15 protein-coding genes and 1 tRNA gene are annotated in these 16,464 nt (G+C 66.6%); 8 read left to right on the top strand and 8 right to left on the bottom strand.

Features of this window, described 5'->3' with window-relative positions:
• The first annotated feature begins 46 nt into the window (after positions 1-46).
• Positions 47-904 carry a class I SAM-dependent methyltransferase gene (locus AC1RP5_RS00380; protein WP_493108575.1) on the top strand — a complete coding sequence of 286 codons (858 nt, stop codon included), beginning with the start codon at positions 47-49 and terminating at the stop codon, positions 902-904.
• Here AC1RP5_RS00380 and AC1RP5_RS00385 read toward each other — a convergent pair.
• Both AC1RP5_RS00385 and AC1RP5_RS00390 read right to left on the bottom strand, forming a co-directional pair.
• Positions 901-2,025, bottom strand: coding sequence for a 2OG-Fe(II) oxygenase (locus AC1RP5_RS00385; protein WP_493108576.1), 1,125 nt, complete (start codon positions 2,023-2,025; stop codon positions 901-903). The genes AC1RP5_RS00380 and AC1RP5_RS00385 overlap by 4 nt on opposite strands.
• 87 nt (positions 2,026-2,112) lie before the next feature.
• On the bottom strand, positions 2,113-2,886 hold the full coding sequence (locus tag AC1RP5_RS00390; protein WP_493108577.1) for an esterase/lipase family protein: 774 nt from the start codon (positions 2,884-2,886) through the stop codon (positions 2,113-2,115).
• 280 nt (positions 2,887-3,166) lie between these two features.
• Here AC1RP5_RS00390 and AC1RP5_RS00395 point away from each other — a divergent pair, with 280 nt between their 5' ends.
• Positions 3,167-3,739 (top strand): hypothetical protein, encoded by a 573-nt coding sequence (locus AC1RP5_RS00395; RefSeq protein WP_493108578.1) that lies wholly within the window; start codon positions 3,167-3,169, stop codon positions 3,737-3,739.
• A gap of 164 nt (positions 3,740-3,903) precedes the next feature.
• Here the strand turns inward: AC1RP5_RS00395 and AC1RP5_RS00400 are convergent.
• Positions 3,904-3,980 (bottom strand) — tRNA-Arg (locus AC1RP5_RS00400).
• A gap of 328 nt (positions 3,981-4,308) precedes the next feature.
• Here AC1RP5_RS00400 and AC1RP5_RS00405 point away from each other — a divergent pair.
• The 5 genes from AC1RP5_RS00405 to lon all read left to right on the top strand — a co-directional run bounded on the left by AC1RP5_RS00405 (position 4,309) and on the right by lon (position 9,352).
• Positions 4,309-5,043, top strand: coding sequence for a hypothetical protein (locus tag AC1RP5_RS00405; protein WP_493108579.1), 735 nt, complete (start codon positions 4,309-4,311; stop codon positions 5,041-5,043).
• Positions 5,044-5,129: 86 nt separating this feature from the next.
• Positions 5,130-5,555 (top strand): DUF4864 domain-containing protein, encoded by a 426-nt coding sequence (locus AC1RP5_RS00410; protein WP_493108580.1) that lies wholly within the window; start codon positions 5,130-5,132, stop codon positions 5,553-5,555.
• 16 nt (positions 5,556-5,571) lie between these two features.
• Positions 5,572-6,453, top strand: coding sequence for a DMT family transporter (locus tag AC1RP5_RS00415; RefSeq protein WP_493108581.1), 882 nt, complete (start codon positions 5,572-5,574; stop codon positions 6,451-6,453).
• A gap of 68 nt (positions 6,454-6,521) precedes the next feature.
• A complete protein-coding gene (locus AC1RP5_RS00420; protein ID WP_493108582.1) occupies positions 6,522-6,944 on the top strand; it encodes an Hsp20/alpha crystallin family protein in 423 nt (140 codons plus the stop codon).
• A gap of 26 nt (positions 6,945-6,970) precedes the next feature.
• On the top strand, positions 6,971-9,352 hold the full coding sequence (lon, locus tag AC1RP5_RS00425; RefSeq protein ID WP_493113261.1) for an endopeptidase La: 2,382 nt from the start codon (positions 6,971-6,973) through the stop codon (positions 9,350-9,352).
• A gap of 115 nt (positions 9,353-9,467) precedes the next feature.
• Here lon and AC1RP5_RS00430 read toward each other — a convergent pair whose 3' ends face one another.
• Entirely contained in the window at positions 9,468-10,916 is a 1,449-nt protein-coding gene (locus AC1RP5_RS00430) for an amidohydrolase family protein (RefSeq protein ID WP_493108583.1), read from the bottom strand.
• 89 nt (positions 10,917-11,005) lie between these two features.
• Between AC1RP5_RS00430 and AC1RP5_RS00435 the strand changes: the two genes are divergently transcribed.
• Positions 11,006-12,571 carry an ABC transporter substrate-binding protein gene (locus tag AC1RP5_RS00435; protein ID WP_493108584.1) on the top strand — a complete coding sequence of 522 codons (1,566 nt, stop codon included), beginning with the start codon at positions 11,006-11,008 and terminating at the stop codon, positions 12,569-12,571.
• A 17-nt stretch (positions 12,572-12,588) separates the two neighbouring features.
• Here the strand turns inward: AC1RP5_RS00435 and AC1RP5_RS00440 are convergent, their stop codons facing one another.
• The 4 genes from AC1RP5_RS00440 to AC1RP5_RS00455 all read right to left on the bottom strand — a co-directional run bounded on the left by AC1RP5_RS00440 (position 12,589) and on the right by AC1RP5_RS00455 (position 16,444).
• Positions 12,589-13,431, bottom strand: a complete 843-nt coding sequence (locus AC1RP5_RS00440; RefSeq protein ID WP_493108585.1) for a GNAT family N-acetyltransferase — start codon at positions 13,429-13,431, stop codon at positions 12,589-12,591.
• An 11-nt stretch (positions 13,432-13,442) separates the two neighbouring features.
• Complete coding sequence (locus AC1RP5_RS00445) at positions 13,443-14,789, bottom strand: LLM class flavin-dependent oxidoreductase (protein ID WP_493108586.1); 1,347 nt, start codon at positions 14,787-14,789, stop codon at positions 13,443-13,445.
• An 81-nt stretch (positions 14,790-14,870) separates the two neighbouring features.
• Entirely contained in the window at positions 14,871-16,265 is a 1,395-nt protein-coding gene (locus AC1RP5_RS00450; protein ID WP_493108587.1) for an amidase, read from the bottom strand.
• On the bottom strand, positions 16,262-16,444 hold the full coding sequence (locus tag AC1RP5_RS00455) for a hypothetical protein (RefSeq protein WP_493108588.1): 183 nt from the start codon (positions 16,442-16,444) through the stop codon (positions 16,262-16,264). The genes AC1RP5_RS00450 and AC1RP5_RS00455 overlap by 4 nt, the downstream gene beginning before the upstream one ends.
• Between the last annotated feature and the right edge of the window lie 20 nt (positions 16,445-16,464).

The following is a 16,464-nucleotide window of genomic DNA, read 5'->3' on the forward strand; positions in this document are numbered from 1 at the left end:
GCCGTTTGGGCAGGCGGGAGGTTTGTGCCACAAGAAGGCGATGTCCGTGCTGCAGCGCTTGCTCAAATCGACCCGATCCGGCCGGCAACGGCGCGTGGTCTTCGATTACGGCTATCATCCCCGGGAGCGGGACTGGAGCCGGTCGCCCGGCGTCAACGCCCTGACGCGCAAGGCCTATGAAACGGCCGACGACTACAAGGCGCTGTTCGCCCGCTTCACCGCCTATCGCCCCTGGTTCGAGAAGATTCCCGCCCGCGCAAGCGACGACGATCCAGCGCCGCGCTGGATCAATGGCTCGTTCCCAGGCCTCGACGCCGTCTCGCTCTACGGGCTGCTCGCGCTGAACAATCCGTCGGTCTATGTCGAAGTGGGCTCGGGCAACTCGACCAAGTTTGCCCGGCGCGCGATCCAGGATCATGGCTTGCGGACCCGGATCGTCTCGATCGATCCGCATCCGCGCCGCGAGGTCGATGCGATCTGCGACGAGGTGATCCGCCATCCCTGCGAGGACATGGACATGGGCTTCTTCGCCGGCCTGCCCGGCGACGCCATGCTCTTCGTCGACAATTCGCACCGCGCTTTTCAGAACTCCGACGTCACGGTCTTCTTCATGGAGATCCTGCCGGTCCTCGCGCCCGGCACTGTCTGGGGCCTGCACGACATCTTCTTTCCCTGCGACTACCCGCAGGCCTGGCGTGGCCGCTTCTTCAACGAGCAATACCTGCTGATGGCCTACCTGATGGGCGGTGGCGGCGACGACACGATCCTCCTGCCCAACGGGCTGGTCTCGAGCAGCCCCGCGCTGATGCCCTACGCGCTGAAGATCTTCGAAGGACCGCACTTCGGCGACGTGGAGAAGCACGGCGGCTGCTTCTGGATGCAGCGCAAGGCGAAGGCGGCCTAGCCGTTCTTGTACGCGCCGACCGACGGATCGAGGAACTTGTTGTTCGCTTCCCGGAGCCGGGCGGCCGCCTCGTCGTAGAGGAACGGCAGGAACGCGTAGCGCCGGCCGCGCGTCACCGGGGAGACGGCATGCATCAGCGAGCAGGAGAACACCACGGCGCCGCCGGGCGGCGGCTTGAAGCCCTGCGGGCCGTATTCGGGAAAGCTCACGTCGCCGCCGTCGAAATCCTCGTTGAGGTTGATCGAGATCGCGAAGCGCCGGTGCGCCGTGCCCTTGGTCGTGTTGTCGCGATGCTGCGCGAAGTGACCGCCGTCCTCGGCCGTGTAGCAGCCGACGAGATAGCGTTCGATGCGGGTGGCCTCGAAGAAATAGAGCCGGGCGATCTCCGGCACGATGCGTCGCCTGATGCGCTGCTGCACCGCCAGGATGATCTGCTGGTCCTCGACGATGCAGTCGCGGCGTCGCTTGCGCGCCGGATCGACCAGTTCGACGGTCTTGCCGTCGACCTCGCTCATGAACCCGGTGTCGCGGCCACCGTCGGTCTCGTGAAGCGCGATGAGACCGCGGCAGAAGGCGGGCTCGAAGACGTTGGGCAGCAGCAGCACCGGCGCCTGCAGCGACCGGCCGGCATGCAGGGACGGCGGCGGCAGCGAATCGAGATAGGCGAACACTTCCGCGCAGTCCGCGCCGCCGGGCTTGAAGGGAAAGATCTCCAGCACGCGCAGGGTCGGGTCGAGCACCAGCCAGAACTGCCGCACGTCGATCGGCGTGCCGGTCGTGGCCTCGCGCGGCACCGCGCCGTAGGTCTTCGACACCGCCCCGTCGAAATCCCAGAAATAGCGGATGCCGGGAACGCTCGGCACGGCCCGGCCGGTATCGCGATCGGTCGGATCGACGGTGACGCCAAAGAAGCACGCCCGCTCGTCGTCGAACTTCTGGCGATTGGCCGCCACGGCCTGCAGCGCGGCCGCCCCGCCGGGCGAGGTGCCCGACACGAAGAAGCAGAGCACGACATAACGGCCCGCCACCGTGTCGAAGATGTAGCGCGGGTTGCCGGTCGTCGCGGCCTGGAAGCGGGGAGCGGGATCGCCCCGCAGCAGATTGACGTAGCTCTTTTCCATGGCTCGGCGCCCTCTCCCATCCGGGCGCTACCGGCAGGATAGTCGCTTTACCGCCGGCCTCAAAAGCCGGCCGACGAGCGCCGCCTCCTATTCGCGACGCCAGTCGGGATAGACGAAGCTCTTCCAGCCCGAGCGGTCGAACTTCCGCCACTGGCCCTCGGGCTGCGCCAGGCGGTCGGCCACGGCGAACACCGCCGCTGGATGATGACCGAGGCCGCAATGGCTGCCGATCACTTCGATGTTCTCGGCGTTGTCGGCCTCCTCGTTCAGGCAGTTCTGCCACGCGCAAATCCCATCAGTCCGGCTGAAGATCGAGGTGGTGGGAACAGGCGGCGCCTCGGCGAGCGCGCCGCTGCTCAGTTCCAGCTGGTCCTCGACCCGGGTGCCGGACGCCCATTCGTAGACCTGCCAGGCGTTCGTGCTGAGCGGCGAGCCGTTGAAGGGGCTGCCCAGGCTGATCATGCAGCGGATCTTGTCGGCCCTGATCTTGGCGATGTGGCGCGCATAAAGCCCGCCCAGGCTCCAGCCCACGAGGCTGATCCTGCGCCGGCCATGGCGTTCGAAGAGTTCGTCGACCCTCGCCACCATCTCGGCCTCGACATTCTCGCGCAGTCCGCAATTGCGGCCCTGCTTCCAGCCGTGGACGCGATAGCCATGGCCCTTGAGAAAGTCGCGCAGTGGCCGCGTGCTGGCGTCGTCGGCGAGCAATCCCGGCAACACCAGCACCGGATGACCATCGCCGCCGGGCGCAAGCGACAGCCATGGCCGCATCATGCAGAAGGCGCTGAACTCGGGGAGCGCCCGGCTTTCGAGGAAGAACAGGGCTTTCGAGGGCGGCGGGACCGCTTCAATCACGGACATCGAAAAACCTCACACTGGTGGAACACCACCAAGAAACGGGATGGGGCTGGAAAAGGTCCACAGCCGCACTGCGGCGAAGTGGCTGCTCTTCGATCATCCGTGCGTTCCGCCGCGCACGCGGCCAAACTGAAGCGGGATTACCTCCCCGGCAAAAAGATATTCCGCGGTAATGCCCGGAGCCCGTTTCCGGCCGAACAGACCGCCACCAGCAAAGAGCGTTGAGTGCGCTTCATGTTTCCGGCCTAGCCCGGAACCCAGCCCAGAACCCCAGCGAGGAAACATGCGTCTCAAAACAGGCCTTCTCGGCGCGCTCACCGCTCTGTCCCTCGCGCCGGTTGCGACGGTGGCGAGTGCCGCCACGATCAGCGGCACCTTCTATGCGACCCAATACGACTTCCAGGATTTCTGGACGGCGGCCGACGGAAAGAACTTCCGCGTGGTTCTCGCCGGCAATCCCTTCGACGCGTTGCCGCCCGAGCAGGCGGCCGCGGGCTTGCTTCCCGTCATGCAGGCGGCCAAGCCCCGTCCCAGGCTGACCTTCACCTACGCGGCGCCCGTGGACGAACCGCGTCCCGACTATCGCCTCGTGCTGGTCTCCAACGCCGCCAACGACCTGAACGGGGACAGCGTGTGCAAGGGCACCACGCGCTTCAAGGCGGGACGTCCGGGCGCGCTCAACCTGTTTGCCGTCTACTGTCGCAACGACATGGCGATGTCGATGACGACGGCCCGGACCGCGGCTTCGACGCCGGACGATCCCAAGGTTGCGGAACTCTTCCGCGAACTGTTCCAGGTCGTGTTCAGCGATTCGCAGGCAATGAGGCCGAGTACCGGCGGCCCGGTGCGACGCTAGGACGATATAACGAAGGGCAAGGCTATCTGCCTGCGCCTGGTCACACGACAGCCCGCTCCGGATCCCCGGGGCGGGCTTCTGTTTGGGGGATGCAGGTGATGTTTCCGCCGGACAGCAAAACGGGCCAGCGTTGGAACGCTAGCCCGCTTGGAGACGAGAGAGAATGGCGCGCCCGGAAGGAGTCGAACCTCCAGCCTTCTGATTCGTAGTCAGATGCTCTATCCAGTTGAGCTACGGGCGCACGGCCGAGCCCCGAGGGGTCCGGCGAAGAAGGGCGCAACCTAATGAAACTGTTCCGGCGTTGCAAGCCGAGTACGGCCAGATTCGCAGCTGCGACGCGGCGCCGCCGCGGATGCGAAATCACCCGGCAAAAAGCCCCGGAAACAGCGTGCAAACGACCGGCAAGTCATTCAACTCGTTGGGAAAACGACCTGTCAGTTTTGCTTGCTTTCAGATAGCATGACTGCCATCTGGATTTGGGGACACGTGTCCCGAGCTGGCCTTTCCTGCGCGCGGGAGCCGGATCGGAGCACCAGATCGATGCTACCGGGGCAGGTTCGAGGCCAAAGATGGCGCTAAGAGTTCCACGATCAGCGCTTCTCCTGGCTGCGATCGTCCTGAGTGGATGCGCGGAGAACAACGTCTTCGCCCCCGCCCCCAGCGCGCCTCCGCAGAATTCCGCCAATCCGCCGATCACCCAGATCGGTACGCAGACCGTCCGCCAGCGCATCCAGCAGCTTCGCAGCGACCAGGCGTCGTTGAACAACGGCATCGCGACCCAGCAGGCCCAGCTCAACGCCACGCGCGGCCAGCTCGCGGGCGACACCCAGGCCTATTCGAGCCTGGTGAGCGGCATCACCTCCCGCCTGCAGGCCGGCACGACGCCGGGCAATCCCGACCTCGTGAACCAGTGGAACGCCGCGCAAGCCAAGCTCGACGCCATCACGCTGGGCGTCGGTTCGCTGAATTCGCTGGCCAGCCAGGTCACGACCCAGGCGTCGGTCACGGGCTACCTGCTCGAGAACGTGCGCGCGACCTTCATGGTCGGCGGCGCCGTCGACCAGGATCACCGCGACCTGCGCGCCATCGAGGCCGACACCCGGCGCTCGATGCAGCAGATCGACAAGCTGATCACCGATCTCAACGCCGAGATCAGCCGTGACAACGCCTTCCTGGGCCGCGAGCGCAGCAATCTCGCCGCCCTCGCCTACGGCGTGAACATCGGCCGTCTCGGCGCGCCGGCGGGCGGCGCGGGCAACGCCGTGACGCCGCAGCCGACCCGGCGTCCCGTTCCGCTCCAGTAGCCTCCCATCAGTCACTCACCGATCGGTGAGCTGATCTGCCGTCAGAGCAGTCGCGTATCCAGGACCTGGAGCGTAACATGACGTGCATGGCCCTTCGCTTCTTCGCTCTTCTCGGCGTGATGCTCGCCCTGGCGCTGCCGGCCGCGGCGCAGGTGGTCTCGCCTTCCGACCAGACCGCTATCCGCGAGGCGATCGAGGGCCAGGTCGAGGCCTTCCGCCGCGACGACGGCGATGCGGCGTTCGGTTACGCCTCGCCCAACATCCAGGGCATGTTCGGCAGCTCCGAGACCTTCATGGACGTAGTGCGGCAGGGCTATCGCCCGGTGTACCGGCCGCGTGTCTTCGAGTTCCGCGAGATCGTCACGCTCCACGGTATGGTGACGCAGAAGGTCCATGTGATCGGTCCCGATGGCCGGCCGGTCAACGCCTTCTATCCGATGAGCCAGCAGCCCGACGGAAGCTGGCGCATCGAAGGCTGCTACCTGCAGGCGCCTGAAGAACACCAGGCCTGATCGCTTCCATCCGCTGATGTCTCGTGTTTCGCCCAAAGTGCTGGCGCTGCTCGGCGCGTTGACCCTCATGTGGGGGACCAACTGGCCGCTGTTCCGGATCGCGCTCAGCGAGCTGCCGGTACTGACCTTCCGCACCCTCGTCCTGTCGTCGGGCATCCTGATGATGAGCGCGATCCTGCTGGTGCGCCGGGAGAGTCTCGCCGTGCCGAAGGGCAAGTGGCCGGCGCTCCTCCTCGCCTCGACGATGAACATCGGCATATGGAACATCGCGACCTCGTTCGCGGTGCTCTACATTCCCTCGGGCCATGCCTCGGTGCTGGCCTATACGATGCCGCTGTGGGTGGCCGTGCTGGGCTTCGTGGTGTTCGGCCAGAAGCTGACGGGGCGGTTGCTGGCCGCCATCCTGATTGGCGCGGCCGCCGTCGCAGCGTTGATGATCCCCAACTTCCAGAGCTACGCCTCCGCGCCGCTCGGCCTGTTCTGGGGCCTGCTGGCGGGCTTCTGCTGGGCGATCGGCACCTTCGTCGTGAAGCGCACGAGCTGGGGCGGCATGGGGCTCTCGCTCACCTTCTGGCAGCTCCTGCTGATGCTGCCGCCGATCGCGCTGGGCGCCCTGATCTTCGACGGCCTGCCGACACACTGGCCCTCGACCACGGTGCTGGTCGCCACGATCTACACCGGCGCCATCCCGATGGCGCTGGGCACCAGCGCCTGGTTCATGCTGGTGAAGCTCCTGCCGGCGCAGGTCGCCGCCCTCTCCTCGATCGCCATTCCCATCGTGGCGATCGTGAGCGGCATCGCGATCCTGCAGGAGCCGTTGTCCGCTCTGCAGGCCGTCGCCATCGCCTCGACCGTGATCTCGCTCTGGCTCGCCTTGATGCCAGGACGAAATCGGTAACCGACAACGGTAGTTGCCTCCGGCCAAGGCAATTCCCACATTGGGGTGGGTATTGGAGGCCCGGGCTTATGACGAGAGGCGATCCCCGAGACTGGATGTGGTCGGAAGCGCTGCAGATGCTGGCGCAGGCCGAGCGACTGCATCAGCAGGTATTCAAGCCGCAGGTGGCAGGCCGCCTGCGCCCCAACTGGGAGCCGCCGGTCGACGTGCTGGAGACCGAGCGCGAGGTGCTGATCCTCGCCGCGCTGCCCGGTGTCGACGTTCAGAAGGTCGAGGCCGTGATCGAGAACGGCACGCTGGTCCTGTCCGGCGAGCGCACTGTTCCGGCCGAGCTGCGCACCGCAAAAATCCATCGCATGGAGTTGCCGCAGGGCCGGTTCGAGCGCCGCATCGAGCTGCCGGCCGGCCGGTATGGCGAAGTGCGTCGTTTCGAAGTGAACGGTTGCCTGGCCGTCACACTGGCCAAAGCCGTCGCGCGGAGGCAGCCATGAGCCCGCAGGACGAAGTGATTCAGCCTATGAGCGCGAAGCCCGAAACCGCGGCGCCGAAGCCCGACGCCAAGCCCCTGCCGTCCGATGCGCTGATCGTCGTGCCGGTGCGCGACCTCGTGCTGTTCCCCGAGATGGTGTTCCCGGTCAGCGTCGGCCGTCCCTCGTCGATCGCCGCCATCCAGCAGGCCGTGCGTGAGCAGCGCCAGGTCCTGCTGGTGCTGCAGCGCGATCCCGCGAAGGAAGACCTCGTGCCCGCCGATCTCCATTCGGTCGGCACGATCGTGAACATCCTGCGCTACGTCACGACGCCGGACGGCAACCATCACATCGTCTGCCAGGGCGTGCAGCGCTTCAGGATCAGCGACTTCGTCGAAGGCTATCCCTTCATGCTGGCGCGCGGCCTGCACCTGGCCGAGCCGACCACGACGGGGCCGGAGATCGAGGCGCGCTTCAATGTGCTGAAGCAGCAGATCCGCGACACGCTCGACCTGCTGCCGCAGGTACCGCAGGAGCTGCGCCAGACGGTCGAGAACACGACATCGGCCGGGTCGCTGGCCGATCTCGCGGCCTCCTATCTCGATTCCAAGCCCGACGAGAAGCAGGAGATCTTGGAAGCGCTCGACCTCGTGCCGCGTCTCGACAAGGTGACGGAGCTACTGTCGAAGCGGCTCGAAGTGCTGCGCATCAGCAGCGAGATCGGCAGCAAGACCAAGAGCTCGCTCGATGCCCGCCAGCGCGAGATGGTGCTGCGCGAGCAGATGGCCGCGATCCAACGCGAGCTGGGCGAGGACGATTCCAACAAGCAGGCGATCGCCGATCTCGACAAGGCGATCACCGAGGCGAAGATGCCGCCGGAGGCCGAGACCGCCGCGCGCAAGGAACTGCGTCGCCTGCAACGCACGCCCGAGGCGTCGGCCGAGCACGGCATGATCCGCACCTATCTCGACACGCTGGTCGAGCTGCCCTGGGCGCTGCCCGAGACGCAGCCGATCGACATTGCCGAGGCACGGAAGGTGCTCGACGCCGATCATTTCGGCCTGGAGAAGATCAAGAAGCGCATCGTCGAGTATCTCGCCGTGCGCAAGCTGGCGCCCGAAGGCAAGGCGCCGATCCTGTGCTTCGCGGGCCCGCCGGGCGTCGGCAAGACCTCGCTGGGTCAGTCGATCGCCAAGGCGATGGGCCGCAAGTTCGCGAGGGTGAGCCTCGGCGGCGTGCATGACGAGTCCGAGATCCGCGGACATCGCCGCACTTACATTGGCGCGCTGCCGGGTACGATCATCCAGGCGATCCGCAAGGCGGGCTCGCGCGACTGCGTGATGATGCTCGACGAGATCGACAAGATGGGCAGCGGCGTGCACGGCGATCCGTCGGCAGCGATGCTCGAAGTGCTCGACCCCGAGCAGAACGGTACGTTCCGCGACAACTATCTCGACGTGCCGTTCGACCTGAGCCGGGTCGTGTTCATCGCCACGGCCAACATGCTCGACACGATCCCCGGCCCGTTGCGCGACCGCATGGAGATCATCCAGCTCTCCGGCTACACCGCCGGCGAGAAGCTGCAGATCGCCAAGCGCTACCTCGTGCGGCGCCAGCTCGAAGCCAACGGCCTGACGGCCGAGCAGGCCGGCATCGACGATGCCGCGCTTAAGCTGATCATCGAGGGCTACACGCGCGAGGCCGGCGTCCGCTGGCTCGAACGCGAGATCGGCCGTGCCCTGCGCCACGTCGCGGTGCAGGTGGCCGAGGGCTCGGCGACCAAGGTGCAGATCGGCACCGCCGACATCGAGGAACTGCTGGGACCGCTCCGTTTTGAGAACGAGGCGGCGATGCGCACCAGCGTGCCCGGCGTGGCGACAGGCCTTGCCTGGACACCGGTCGGCGGCGACATCCTGTTCATCGAGGCGACGCGTTCGCCCGGTGGCGGCCGGCTGATCCTCACGGGCCAGCTCGGCGAGGTGATGCGCGAGAGCGCGCAGGCCGCACTCAGCGTTCTCAAGAACAAGGCCAAGTCGATCGGCATCGATCCGGCCCTGTTCGAGAAGAACGACATCCATGTCCACGTGCCGGCCGGCGCCACGCCCAAGGACGGGCCGAGCGCGGGCGTCGCGATGTTCATGGCGCTGTCGTCGCTGATGACGGGCCGCACCATCCGCAGCGATACCGCCATGACCGGCGAGATCAGCCTGCGCGGCCTGGTGCTGCCGGTCGGCGGCATCAAGGAGAAGGTCGTGGCTGCCGCCGCCGCGGGCATCACGCGCGTGATGCTGCCGGCGCGCAACAAGCGCGACTACGACGACATCCCCGAAGAGGTGCGCAACACGCTCGAGTTCATCTGGCTCGAGAAGGTCGACGACGCCGTGGCGCAAGCGCTGACGCCGGATGCACCGGACGAGAGCAACGACGGCTGACTGTCGTCCTGAGCGTTAGCGAAGGACCTAGCCGAGCGACCAGAGTACTGCGTAGCGAAGATTAGATCCTTCGCTACGCTCCAGAGCGGGGGTTACCCCGCTCGCGATGACAAGGCTAGGCAATCGGCAACGACAGCGGCGAGATCTCCTCGCCGGGGCGGTTGGCGTAGTCGAGCTTGACCGAGTCGCGCAGCATGCGAGCCTGCGCCTCGGCCAAGCGCTCCGCGGCAGCGGCCGGGTCGAGATGGACCGGGTCGCCGTCCTTCAGCACCACCTCGCCGTCGACCAGCACCGTCCGCACCGCGCGATCGGCGGCATGGAAGACGAACGATCGCAGCGGGTCGCGTGCCGGCTGCATCAGCAGATGGTTGAGGTCGACCAGCACGATGTCGGCCGACATACCAGGCGCCAGCGCACCGATATCGTCGCGGCCGAGCGCCGCCGCTCCGCCGAAGGTTGCAGCCTCGAAAGCGCCGGCCGTGTCGAGGCTGCGGATGTCCTCGCTCATCAGGCGACCGGCAACGATCGCGAGCCGCATCTCCTCGATCAGATTGTGCGGCGCGCAGTCGGTGCCCAGCCCCACGTTGACACCGCGCGCGCGGTAGCGACCGACATGATCCATGGCGAGGCCATAGCGCGCGAACGGCTGCGGGCAATGCGCCACCGACGCGCCGGCCTCGGCGATCAGGTCGAGGTCCTTGCGCGTGTGCCAGTTTATCTGCGGATGGTCGTCGAGCAGGATGCAGTGCGCCATGATCGTGTCGCCCTTCATCAGCCCCTGCTGCGCCGCCCACTGGATGGGCGTCATGTTGTGGCGGCGGATCATCTCGCGCACCTCGACCACCGACTGGCCGACATGGGTCGAGAAGCGGCGACCCGTATCGTCCGCGTGCTTGCGCCCGGCGGCGAACAGTTCCGGCGTCACCGTGTCGATCTGCGCCGGGAAGACCACGGCATCAAGGCGTCCGGAATTATGCGCCTCAGCCTCGTCCATCACCCGCTTCGCCTTCTCGAATTGCGCGAGGCCGGCCGCTTCGTCCCACTTCCAGGTCACGGTCTGCGGCGAGGCCATGCCCCAGCGCGCCGAGGCAAAAGTCGGCGCCGCATGAAAACGCATGCCACTCTGTGCCATCGTCTCCAGCCAGCCGTCGAACGGCACGGTGACGTCGCACGCCGTCGTGGTGCCGGCGCGCAGCATCTCGGAATAGGCCATCGTCGCCGCGCTTTGGCGACCGTCGTCGCCGAGACGAAACGCCTGCAGGCGTTCCATCAGGCCGGTCATCTGCTGCTCAGGGACCCCATGATCCTCGCGCACGCCGCGATAGCCGGGCTCGGTCGAGGGATGGGAATGGATGTTGATCAGGCCGGGCAGCGCCAGCATCCCGCTGCCATCGATCACCGTCTCGCCCGGCCCCGTGGGTCGTGCGCCGGCCGGCGTGATCTCGACGATGCGGCCGTCCTTCAGGTGCAGGTCGATCTCGCGGCGATAGATGTGGCGCTTCTCGGCGCCGTCCCGGACCACGGCCCAGGAAACGTTTCGGATCGAATCGGGCCGGCCATCCATGTTTTTGCGCTCCTGCAAGGCATGCCTGTTGCATAGGCACCGCAACGGGACGATAGAATCGGGAAAACGAGAGAACAAGGAGGCAGGTGATGCGGAAGATGAAGTGGGCGGCGATTGCCGCGGCGACGACGGCGCTGTTCGCGGCCTCGGCCGAAGCGCAGACCCTGAAGGTGGTCATGCATTCGGACGTGAAGATCGTCGACCCGATCTGGACCACCGCCTACATCGTCCGCAATCACGGCTACATGGTCTACGACACCTTGCTCGCGGTCGACGACAAGCTCGACGTGAAGCCGCAGATGCTCGAGGGCTGGAAGGTGAGCGACGACAAGCTCACCTACACTTTCACCCTGCGCGACGGGCTCAAGTTCCATGACGGCGCGCCGGTGACAGCCGAGGATTGCATCACCTCGATCAAGCGCTGGGCCTCGCGCGATGCGATGGGCCAGAAGCTGATGACCTTCACCAAGGCGATGAACGCCGTCGACGACAAGACCTTCACGCTTACCCTCAACGAGCCCTATGGCCTGGTGATCGAGTCGCTGGGCAAGCCCAGCTCGAACGTGCCGTTCATCATGCCCAAGAGGGTCGCCGAGACGCCGGGCAACACGCAGATCAAGGAGTTCATCGGCTCCGGTCCGTTCGTGTTCCGCGCCGACCTGTGGCGGCCGGGAGAGAAGGCCGTCTACGACAAGTTCAAAAATTACAAGCCGCGCGCCGAGCCGCCTTCGGCCCTGTCGGGTGGCAAGACCGTCTATGTCGATCGCGTCGAATGGGTGAACATTCCCGATCCGCAGACGGCGGCCAACGCGCTGCTGACCGGCGAGATCGACGTCCTCGAACAGCCGCTGATCGAGATGCTGCCGCTGATCGAGAAGGACAAGAACATCGAGGTGAAGGACCTCAATCCGCTCGGCAGCCAGTACAGCCTGCGCTTCAACGTGCTGCACAAGCCGTTCGACAACGCGAAGATCCGCCAGGCCGCGCTCTACGCGCTGAACCAGAAGGACTTCCTGCTGGCCGCCATCAACGACCCGAAATACTTCAAGGAGTGCAAGGCGCTCTTCATCTGCGGCACGCCCTACGCGACCAACGCCGGTTTCGAGGACAAGCTCGAATCGAACTTCGCAAAGTCGAAGGAAATCCTGAAGCAGGAAGGCTATGACGGCACGCCCGTGGTGCTGCTGTTCGCCACCGACACCAACACCGGCCGCTTGACCCCAATCGCCAAGTCGCTGCTGGAGCGCGGCGGGTTCGTCGTCGACATGCAGGCGATGGATTGGCAGACGGTGCTGTCGCGCCGATCGCGCAAGGAGCCGCTGAACGCCGGCGGCTGGAGCGGCTTCATGACGTCATGGGTTTCGGCCGACCTGCTCGATCCGATCGTGTCGGCCTTCATCGGTGCGGCCTGTGACAAGGCCGCCATCGGCTGGCCCTGCGACGCCAAGCTCGAGGAACTGCGCGACGCCTTCGCCAAGACGACCGATCCCGCCAAGCGCAAGGAACTGGCGACCGCCGTTCAGGTGCGCGAGTCGGAATATCCGACGATGGCGCAGCTCGGCCAGTTCAACATCCCGATGGCGATCCGCAAGAACATCACCGGCAGCCTCTCCTCGCCTGCTCCGGTCTTCTGGAACGTCAAGAAGGCCCCTTAGGACCTGACAGGCAAGGATCAGCCGAGCTCCAGGCTGGTCACGCCGAACAGGCCGGCATAGTCGACGTCGGGGTCCGCGCCCGTGTACATGCGCGCGGCCTCGAAGGAGGGCTTCAGGCCCATCTTCTCGAACAGCGTTACTGCCGGCTTGTTGCGATCGGGCACGTCGATCGCGGCGGCCTTGACGCCGAGGCGGCCCGAGAGCGCGCCGACCAGCGCGGCGGCGATCTCCGGCGTCGCGCTGTAGAGCGGGCCGACGCGCGCAGCCGACGCCGAGTGGCGCATCACCGCGAAGCCCACGATCTCGCCGTCGCGCACCGCCACCAGCGCGGCCCGTTCCGGCAGCGAGATCCAGGAGGCGAGGAAAGCGTCCCGCGGTTCGGGGAAGAAGCGGCGGTCGTAGGCGGCCAGCCTGTCGAAGGCGATGCTGCGCGCATCGACCAGAGTGACGCCCGCCGGCGGCAGCGAAGCCGGAACGGCGCCTTCGTAACGGACGTTGTTCCAGGCGCGGCGAAAGCCCGACTTCTGGTAGTTGCCCTGCTGCGCCACGACGCCGTCGAGCCCGACATTGCGTCCCGCGAGCCGCGCCATGCCGGCGCGCCAGACTTGTATGCCGTAGCCCTTACCACGCACCGCCGGCCGGGTGATGTAGAAGCCCAGGAAGCCGAAACTGGCGCCGTACTTCACGACCGAGATGCAGACCTGCGGCTCACCATCGAGGCGGCCGATCAGGAACGCAGCCGGATCGGCGGCGAAGAAGGCGTGGGCATCCGTGTTGCCGGGGTTCCAGCCTTCATCGTTGGCCCAGGCGGCCATGCGCTGAACGTCGTCGGCGCTGCCGACCGAGATCTCGAAGCTCATGGGCGCGGAGCTTACTCCGCCGCCTTGGCCGTTGCCGCGAAAAAACGGTTCTCCGGTCGCGGCAGCCCGAGATTCTCGCGCAAAGTGGTGCCCTCATACTCTGTGCGGAAGAGACCGCGGCGCTGCAGTTCGGGCACGACCTTGTCGACGAAGTCGTCGAGCCCGCCCGGCAGGTAGGGGAACATGACGTTGAAGCCGTCGCAGGCTTCGCGCTCTAGCCACTCCTGCATCTGGTCGGCGATCATCGACGGCGTGCCCAGCATGCCGAGCCCGCCATAGCCGCCGAGGCGACCGGCGATCTGGCGCACCGTCAGGTTCTCGCGCTTGCCGAGGTCGATAACGCGATCGCGGCCGCTCTTGCTGGCCTCGGTCTCGGGAAGATCGTCGGGCAGCGGCTTGTCGGGATCGAACTTGCGCGCATCGACGCCCAGCGCCATTGAGACGGCGGCGATCGAGCTGTCGTAGTTCACCAGACTGTCGAGACGCGCCCGCTTCTCCTTCGCCTCGTCGAGCGAATCGCCCACCACCACGAAAGCGCCGGGCAGGATCTTTATGTGATCGGGGTTGCGGCCGATCTTCGCCGCACGGCCCTTCACGTCGGCATAGAAGGCGCGCGCGCCGTCGATCGGACCGCCGGCGGCAAACACCATCTCCGCCGTCTCGGCCGCGAGCTGGCGGCCGGCATCGGATGCGCCGGCCTGCACTATCACCGGCCAGCCCTGCACTGGCCGCGCGATGTTCAGCGGCCCACGCACCTTCAGGTACTTGCCCTTGTGATCGAGCACATGCAGCTTCGACGGATCGAAATAGATCCCGTTCTCGACGTCGCGCACGAAGGCGTCGTCGGCCCACGAATCCCACAGGCCCGTCACCACGTCGAAGAACTCGCGGGCGCGCGCGTAGCGCTCGGCATGGGGCATCTGGTCGTCCATGCCGAAGTTCAGCGCGGCGTCGGGATTGGACGTCGTCACCAGGTTCCAGCCGGCGCGGCCCTCGCTGATATGGTCGAGCGAGGCGAAGCGGCGCGCGATCGTATAAGCCGGCTCGAAGGTGCTCGACGCGGTGGCGATCAGGCCGAGATGCTTGGTCGCCATCGCCAGCGCCGGCAGGAGCGTCAGCGGATCGAACGAGGTCACCGTGGCGCTGCGCTTCAGCGCGTCCATCGGCATGTTCAGCACGGCCAGGTGGTCGGCCATGAAGAAGGCGTCGAACTTCCCGCGCTCCAGGGTCTGGGCGTACTTCACCAGCGCCTTGAGGTTGAAGTTGGCGTCCGGTGTGCCGCCGGGATAGCGCCACGCGGCGGTGTGGATGCTGACAGGGCGCATGAAGGCGCCGAGGCGAAGCTTCTTCTGGGTCATGGGCAATATCTTGCCCCCGCCGGGCGGACCGGCAAGGCCCGCTCGGACGACAAGAACTAATTCAACGAATTATTTCCCCAATCAGAGGATCGGCGGATGCTTTTTGTCCGTCCCGGCCACGCGCTCCCAGGCGCGCGCCACCTGGAAGACCGTCGCCTCGTCGAAATAGCGACCGACGAACTGGACCGAGACTGGCAGGCCGTTCACGGCGAGGCCCGCCATCATCGCAAGCGCGGGATGGCCGGTGACGTTGAACGGCGTGCGAGCCTGGCGCGGATAGGTGCGCTCGACCTCGGCCAGGTCGTCGATGCGGCTGGCCGGGTCCATCGAACTGGCGCAGAGCAGCACGTCGACGTCACGCAGCGCCGCCTCGACCTCGGCGATCATCTGCAGGCGACGACGGCTCGCCAGCATGTAGTCGCCCGCGCTCATGAAGGCGCCGGCCATCAGGCGGCGACGCGCGAGCTGGCCATAGTCGCCGGGACGCTCGCCGAGCCACGGGCCGTGGATCGACCAGGCCTCGCTCTGCAGGATCACGCGGTTCACCGCACCGAACTCGTTCAGGGTCGGCAGGGTGATGTTGCGCACTTCCGCGCCCTCGACCTGCAAGCTGCGCGCGACATGCTCCAGCGCCGCGGTGACTTCCGGGTGGGCCGGCGTGTCGATCTCATGGAAGTGACGCACGAAGCCGACACGAAGCCCGCGCAGGCTGCGGTCGAGCGCGGCGCCGTAATGGCCCTGCGCCGCGGCCGCACTGCCGGGGTCGAGCGGATCGTGGCCGGCGATCGCGCCCAGCATCAGCGCGTTGTCGGCGACGGTGCGGGTCATCGGCCCGACATGGTCGAGCGTGAAGGAGAGCGGGAAGACGCCGCGGCGCGAGACGAGACCATAAGTCGGCTTCAGGCCGACGATGCCGCAGCAGCTCGCCGGGTTGCGCACGCTGCCGCCGGTGTCGGTGCCCAACGCCATCGGGAACAGGCCTGCGGCCACGCCCGAGCCGGAACCGGACGAGGAGCCACCGGGATGATGATTGGTATTCCACGGGTTGCGCGCCGGCGGCCACGGCAGATCGAAGCTCGGACCGCCGATGGCGAATTCGTGCGTGGAAAGCTTGCCCAGCACGATGGCACCGGCGCCACGCAGCTTCTCGACGCAGACCGCGTCGGCGCTCGCCATGTTGTCCTGCAGCACCTTCGAATGGCAGGTCGTCGGCAGGCCCGCGACGTTGATGATGTCCTTGATGCCGACCGGCACACCGTGCAGCGGCCCGCGCAGGCGGCCCGACGCGGCTTCCGTCTCGGCCGCCAGGGCAGCCGCCATCGCAGCCTCGCCATCGACGAGGATGAAGGCATTGAGCCTGGGATCGAGTTGCTCGATGCGGTCGAGCAGCGCCTTGGTGAGATCGACGGGCGAAAGTTCCCTGGCGGCGATGGCGCGCGCGGCTTCCGTCACCGTCATCCAGTGCAGGTCGCTCATAGCGTGGTCCCCGCCTTCATCGGCGGCCAGGGTTCGGCCGTCGGATCGGCCGGGCGCTTGATCTTCTGCGCTACATCGGCCGCCTGTGTCGCAGCGACGGTCACATCCTCGGGAAAATCCGCCAGTGCCTTGGCGAGCCCGGCGGAACGCGCGAGCACTTCAATCGTTTCCTTGTTCAAGCGATTGTCTCCTTCAACCC

The sequence above is a fragment of the Reyranella sp. GW821-FHT12G01 genome (assembly GCF_058806575.1).

Bases quoted from the DNA above. Each gene is read 5' to 3' on its own strand.
- AC1RP5_RS00385 (WP_493108576.1), bottom strand. From the start codon at position 2,025: ATGGAAAAGAGCTACGTCAATCTGCTGCGGGGCGATCCCGCTCCCCGC.
- AC1RP5_RS00390 (WP_493108577.1), bottom strand. From the start codon at position 2,886: ATGTCCGTGATTGAAGCGGTCCCGCCGCCCTCGAAAGCCCTGTTCTTC.
- AC1RP5_RS00395 (WP_493108578.1), top strand. From the start codon at position 3,167: ATGCGTCTCAAAACAGGCCTTCTCGGCGCGCTCACCGCTCTGTCCCTC.
- AC1RP5_RS00405 (WP_493108579.1), top strand. From the start codon at position 4,309: ATGGCGCTAAGAGTTCCACGATCAGCGCTTCTCCTGGCTGCGATCGTC.
- AC1RP5_RS00410 (WP_493108580.1), top strand. From the start codon at position 5,130: ATGGCCCTTCGCTTCTTCGCTCTTCTCGGCGTGATGCTCGCCCTGGCG.
- AC1RP5_RS00415 (WP_493108581.1), top strand. From the start codon at position 5,572: ATGTCTCGTGTTTCGCCCAAAGTGCTGGCGCTGCTCGGCGCGTTGACC.
- AC1RP5_RS00420 (WP_493108582.1), top strand. From the start codon at position 6,522: ATGACGAGAGGCGATCCCCGAGACTGGATGTGGTCGGAAGCGCTGCAG.
- lon (WP_493113261.1), top strand. From the start codon at position 6,971: ATGAGCGCGAAGCCCGAAACCGCGGCGCCGAAGCCCGACGCCAAGCCC.
- AC1RP5_RS00430 (WP_493108583.1), bottom strand. From the start codon at position 10,916: ATGGATGGCCGGCCCGATTCGATCCGAAACGTTTCCTGGGCCGTGGTC.
- AC1RP5_RS00435 (WP_493108584.1), top strand. From the start codon at position 11,006: ATGCGGAAGATGAAGTGGGCGGCGATTGCCGCGGCGACGACGGCGCTG.
- AC1RP5_RS00440 (WP_493108585.1), bottom strand. From the start codon at position 13,431: ATGAGCTTCGAGATCTCGGTCGGCAGCGCCGACGACGTTCAGCGCATG.
- AC1RP5_RS00445 (WP_493108586.1), bottom strand. From the start codon at position 14,789: ATGACCCAGAAGAAGCTTCGCCTCGGCGCCTTCATGCGCCCTGTCAGC.
- AC1RP5_RS00450 (WP_493108587.1), bottom strand. From the start codon at position 16,265: ATGAGCGACCTGCACTGGATGACGGTGACGGAAGCCGCGCGCGCCATC.